This window comes from Ruminococcus difficilis (assembly GCF_016680995.1).
The window spans coordinates 1-4,018 of record NZ_JAEQMG010000141.1 but is presented as its reverse complement, the minus strand read 5'-3'; the positions used below and the strand labels follow the sequence as shown (position 1 = coordinate 4,018).

At 45.4% G+C, this 4,018-nt stretch carries 7 protein-coding genes; 4 read left to right on the top strand and 3 right to left on the bottom strand.

Features of this window, described 5'->3' with window-relative positions:
• Together JKK62_RS12935 and JKK62_RS12930 are read right to left on the bottom strand one after the other, a co-directional pair.
• On the bottom strand, positions 1-292 hold a 292-nt coding region (locus JKK62_RS12935; RefSeq protein WP_201428242.1), incomplete at its 3' end, for a helix-turn-helix domain-containing protein.
• 30 nt (positions 293-322) lie between these two features.
• Positions 323-514 (bottom strand): helix-turn-helix domain-containing protein, encoded by a 192-nt coding sequence (locus tag JKK62_RS12930; RefSeq protein WP_201428241.1) that lies wholly within the window; start codon positions 512-514, stop codon positions 323-325.
• A gap of 354 nt (positions 515-868) precedes the next feature.
• Between JKK62_RS12930 and JKK62_RS12925 the strand changes: the two genes are divergently transcribed.
• Positions 869-1,582: a DUF5131 family protein gene (locus tag JKK62_RS12925; protein ID WP_201428240.1), complete on the top strand. Its 714-nt coding sequence runs from the start codon at positions 869-871 to the stop codon at positions 1,580-1,582.
• Positions 1,583-1,595: 13 nt separating this feature from the next.
• Entirely contained in the window at positions 1,596-2,159 is a 564-nt protein-coding gene (locus JKK62_RS12920; RefSeq protein WP_201428239.1) for an NAD(P)H-dependent oxidoreductase, read from the top strand.
• A gap of 533 nt (positions 2,160-2,692) precedes the next feature.
• Here JKK62_RS12920 and JKK62_RS12915 read toward each other — a convergent pair.
• Positions 2,693-2,962 (bottom strand): DUF6809 family protein, encoded by a 270-nt coding sequence (locus JKK62_RS12915; protein ID WP_201428238.1) that lies wholly within the window; start codon positions 2,960-2,962, stop codon positions 2,693-2,695.
• Between the two features lie 160 nt (positions 2,963-3,122).
• Between JKK62_RS12915 and JKK62_RS12910 the strand changes: the two genes are divergently transcribed.
• Positions 3,123-3,428 carry a type II toxin-antitoxin system RelB/DinJ family antitoxin gene (locus JKK62_RS12910; RefSeq protein WP_201428237.1) on the top strand — a complete coding sequence of 102 codons (306 nt, stop codon included), beginning with the start codon at positions 3,123-3,125 and terminating at the stop codon, positions 3,426-3,428.
• A complete protein-coding gene (locus JKK62_RS12905; protein WP_201428236.1) occupies positions 3,425-3,754 on the top strand; it encodes a type II toxin-antitoxin system RelE/ParE family toxin in 330 nt (109 codons plus the stop codon). The genes JKK62_RS12910 and JKK62_RS12905 overlap by 4 nt, the downstream gene beginning before the upstream one ends.
• Positions 3,755-4,018: the final 264 nt, after the last annotated feature.

Genomic DNA, 4,018 nt, shown 5'->3' with positions numbered 1-4,018 from the left:
TCTTCCGATCTAGGTTCCCGTTTCGAAGTGACCCGTCATGGTGCTCCACGATGGTATGCTCCGTTTCGATCAATTCTTTCTCTTCCAACATTCTTACATATTTCATTACTGTATTTTTGCTGCCCATCTTCAATGCTTCTGCGATAGTTTTGAAGGACGGATAGCACGTATATGTTTTTCTGTCCTCCATTCTCATCAGGAAAGCATAGAGAGCAATCTCGCTCGCTGTCAGATCCATATTGAAAATTTCGTTCGGCAGCATGAAATAATTTCCTTGCTTTGGCTGTGACATGACGCCACCGCCTGTTCACTCACTCCTTCTTTACTTTGAAACGTTTTTGTTGATCCATTCGATAAATCTGTCTCTCGGAATCACTACCCGAGCTCCGATTTTCAGTGTCGGGAAACCTTTCTCCTTCGCTAACACATAAGCACTTGATTTTGAGATACCGAGAACCTCCGCGACATCATGCACCGATAACATCAGCGGAAGCTCGTCATAGTTTTTGTACATTCATTTACCTCCGTAATTTTTGAAAAGAAAAGCCGAGGGCGTCAAGGCTTTCCCTGACTGCTCACGGCTTTGTAGCAACTGATTCGGTTGTCTGTTGATGTCCCCTCACTACCTTGATGATTCTTTCGCTGTTTTCTTTTCACTATTATTTTAACATAGGCCAAAACAAAAGTCAAGGAAAGTCAGAGTCGGATTTCGCCGACGGCTCTTGACAAATATTCTGCTTGTTTATAGAATAGAATCAGAATAAAATTGGAGCGTTTATATGAGCTATATAACCACTGTGACCGGCAAACATTTTTACTCTACAAATATTCAATCTTTGGAACGTATACTGCGATTGAGGAAAGTAAAATGAGCATATGGAATCCGTGGCACGGGTGCCACAAAATCAGCGAGGGCTGTCTGAACTGCTATATGTTCCGCCGCGACGCGATGTACGACAAGGACAGCACCGTCGTCACCAAAACCGCGAACTTCCACGAGCCGGTCAAGCGCAAACGCGACGGAAGCTACGCCTTACAAAGCGGCTTGGTTTACGCCTGCATGACCTCCGACTTTTTTATTGAGGAAGCGGACGAATGGCGTAAAGACGCGTGGCGCTTCATCCGCGAACGGAGCGACCTGCACTTTGTCATCATCACCAAGCGCATCCATCGCTTTGAGGTGAGCTTGCCGGACGACTGGGGCGACGGCTATGAAAACGTGACAATCTGCTCCACCTGTGAAAATCAAAGGAGAGCGGACGAGCGGATTCCGCTGCTGCTCAGGCTGCCGATCAAACACCGTAAAATTGCCCACGAGCCGATGCTGGAACGCATCGACATTGAGCAGTATTTGGAAAGCGGTTTGATAGAGGCAGTCACCTGCGGAGGTGAATCGGGAGACGTCGCAAGACCCTGTTGTTATGATTGGATTCTTGATATCCGCGAGCAATGCCGCAGAACTGAAACTTCGTTCCACTTTCACCAGACGGGCGCGAACTTCATCAAAGACGGCAGACGCTATCGCATCCCGCGCAAAGTTCAAATGTCGCAGGCGAGGAAAGCGAATATTGATATCCGATAAAGGAGAATGATTCATGACACTATACATCAACTGCTGCGTCCGCGAGGAATCGAGAACCAAACGGCTCGCAATGGCAGTTTTACATAAGCTCGGCGGAGATTTTACGGAGCTGAATCTTTATAAAGAAAACCTCAAACCGCTTGACAGAGAAACGCTGAACAAGCGCACCGCGCTGATCGAGCAAGGCGACTACAGCGATCCGATGTTTGACTATGCAAAACAGTTTGCCAATGCGGATACGATCATCATCGCCGCACCGTATTGGGATTTATCCTTTCCCGCGACGCTGAAAATCTATATCGAAAACATTTACGTCACCGGCATCGTTTCCACCTATGACGAAAGCGGAATGCCCGTCGGTTTATGCAAAGCAAAGGAGCTCTACTACGTCACCACCGCGGGCGGACCTTATGATCCGACCTACAGCTACGGCTACATAGAAAGCCTTGCCAAGAGCTTTTTCGGTATTCCGAAAACGCATTTGGTGAAAGCCGAAATGCTCGATGTTGAAGGTTATGACGCGGAAAAGATTATGAATCGGGAAATAAACCGGATTTTGAAAAACGGCATTCTTTGAGTTAGCGCGGCAAAAATTGAGACGCGGTCAAAAATCGCCGACACCTCGCGAACGCACTCAGTCGGGTACTTACCCTACTTTTGTCAACAAATCGCACACAGGGCGACACACGGCGCGACAGGGCTGAATTATCTATTTTCGCCCCTGTGGCTTGTTATTCTACCAGCGCTATTCTGCGCCACAAAAAATGAGACGTGATCAAAAATCGCCGACACCTCGCAAACGCCCACGGTCGGGTACTCACCCTACTTTCCTCAACAAATCACACACAGGGCGACACACGACGAAACAGGGCTGAAAAATCAGTTCTGTCCTTTATTCTTAACAGAGCCTTTATTGCCCACGCATCGCAAAAAATGAGACGCGCTCAAAAATCGCCCACACCGCGCAAACGCCCTTGATCGGGTACGTATCCTACTACCCCCAACAAATCGCACACAGGGCGACACACGGCGAAACAGGGCTGAAAAAACCATTTGCCGAATAAACCGCAAAAGAGTTGTAGCCCTATTTTTTCAGGGCTGCGATTTTGATTATTCTTCCGTATGTAACGCTTCAACCATTAGCCTTATTCCTAATCGAAAGCCGTTGATAAAGCCCTCACATTCATTCAGACAATTTAACTCGGTCACCGCGTCCTTGAATTTCCCGAACAGCTCGATCTCGCTTTCATTCATTGTAGCTTTGAGTGCTGCGTCATGTCTGAGAATCAGTTTTGCAAGCCTGTCGCTTTCACTGTCCTTCTTGATGTCACGCTCAAATGGGTGGATGTTTCCGTAAAACAGTTCTTTGATTGTATCCATGCCGATACCTCCTTCTCAAGCACAACAGGATACCACAGAAAACGGAAAAGTCCAGACTTTTTTGAAAATTATCTTGTCTTTTTTATAATAGCTCAACATTTTGCTTGCTATTCGCAATCATTTGTGTTATAATAGCTTTATAGAAATGTGAGGTGTTTTTATGGCAAAAACTGCAAATATTTACACTCGGGTTGATCCCGAAATCAAGAATCAGGCGGAACAGATTCTGGAACAGCTTGGTATTCCAATGTCAAACGCAATCGGTATCTTTTTGCGTCAAGTTATTCTTCATAACGGTCTGCCCTTTGAAATGACACTTCCTGTCTCCAAGCCGGTAGCAATCGGCAATTTGACTAAAGAACAGTTAGATGCTGAATTACAAAAAGGCTTTGATGATATTGAAAATGGCAGAGTTTTTTCTTTAGATGAAGTTGACGCGGAAATGAAAAGCAGGTACGGAATATGAGCTATCATATTGAATTGACAAATCAGGCGAAGAATGATTTAGATGAAATTTACAGCTATATAGCCTTAACTCTGCTTTCGCCGGATGTTGCCGCGAATATGTATCACTCTATCATTGATTGTATTCGGTCACTTGACAGTATGCCGCTCAGAAACGCTTTGATGGACGATGAACCTTGGAAAAGTCGCGGTTTGCGAAGATGTTTTGTAAAGAACTACACCATATTCTATTTAGTTGATGAGAGGAATTACATAGTACGTATTATCAGGATTATGTACAGCGGAAGAGATGTTCGTTATCAGTTGTCGGAGTCAAATCTGCCCTGATTCCTGAGCCCGTACTCTTTGATTAGGCGTCGCAAATTTTGATTTCTACACTCAGCATTTGTGAAACCTCAGAGCATCACTCTTGCCCTGTATTCGCCAAAATTCTTTTCCAGAATAACCAATAGCATCAAAATAGCATCAATAATATTTTGCAGGATCAAAAAAGGCTTAAAATCGGCATATCTATGCACTTTTCGGGCTTTCTACAGCCACTCCAAAACCGCGTGCCGAGGGTTCAAGTCCTTCTGCCCCTGCCATCCATTT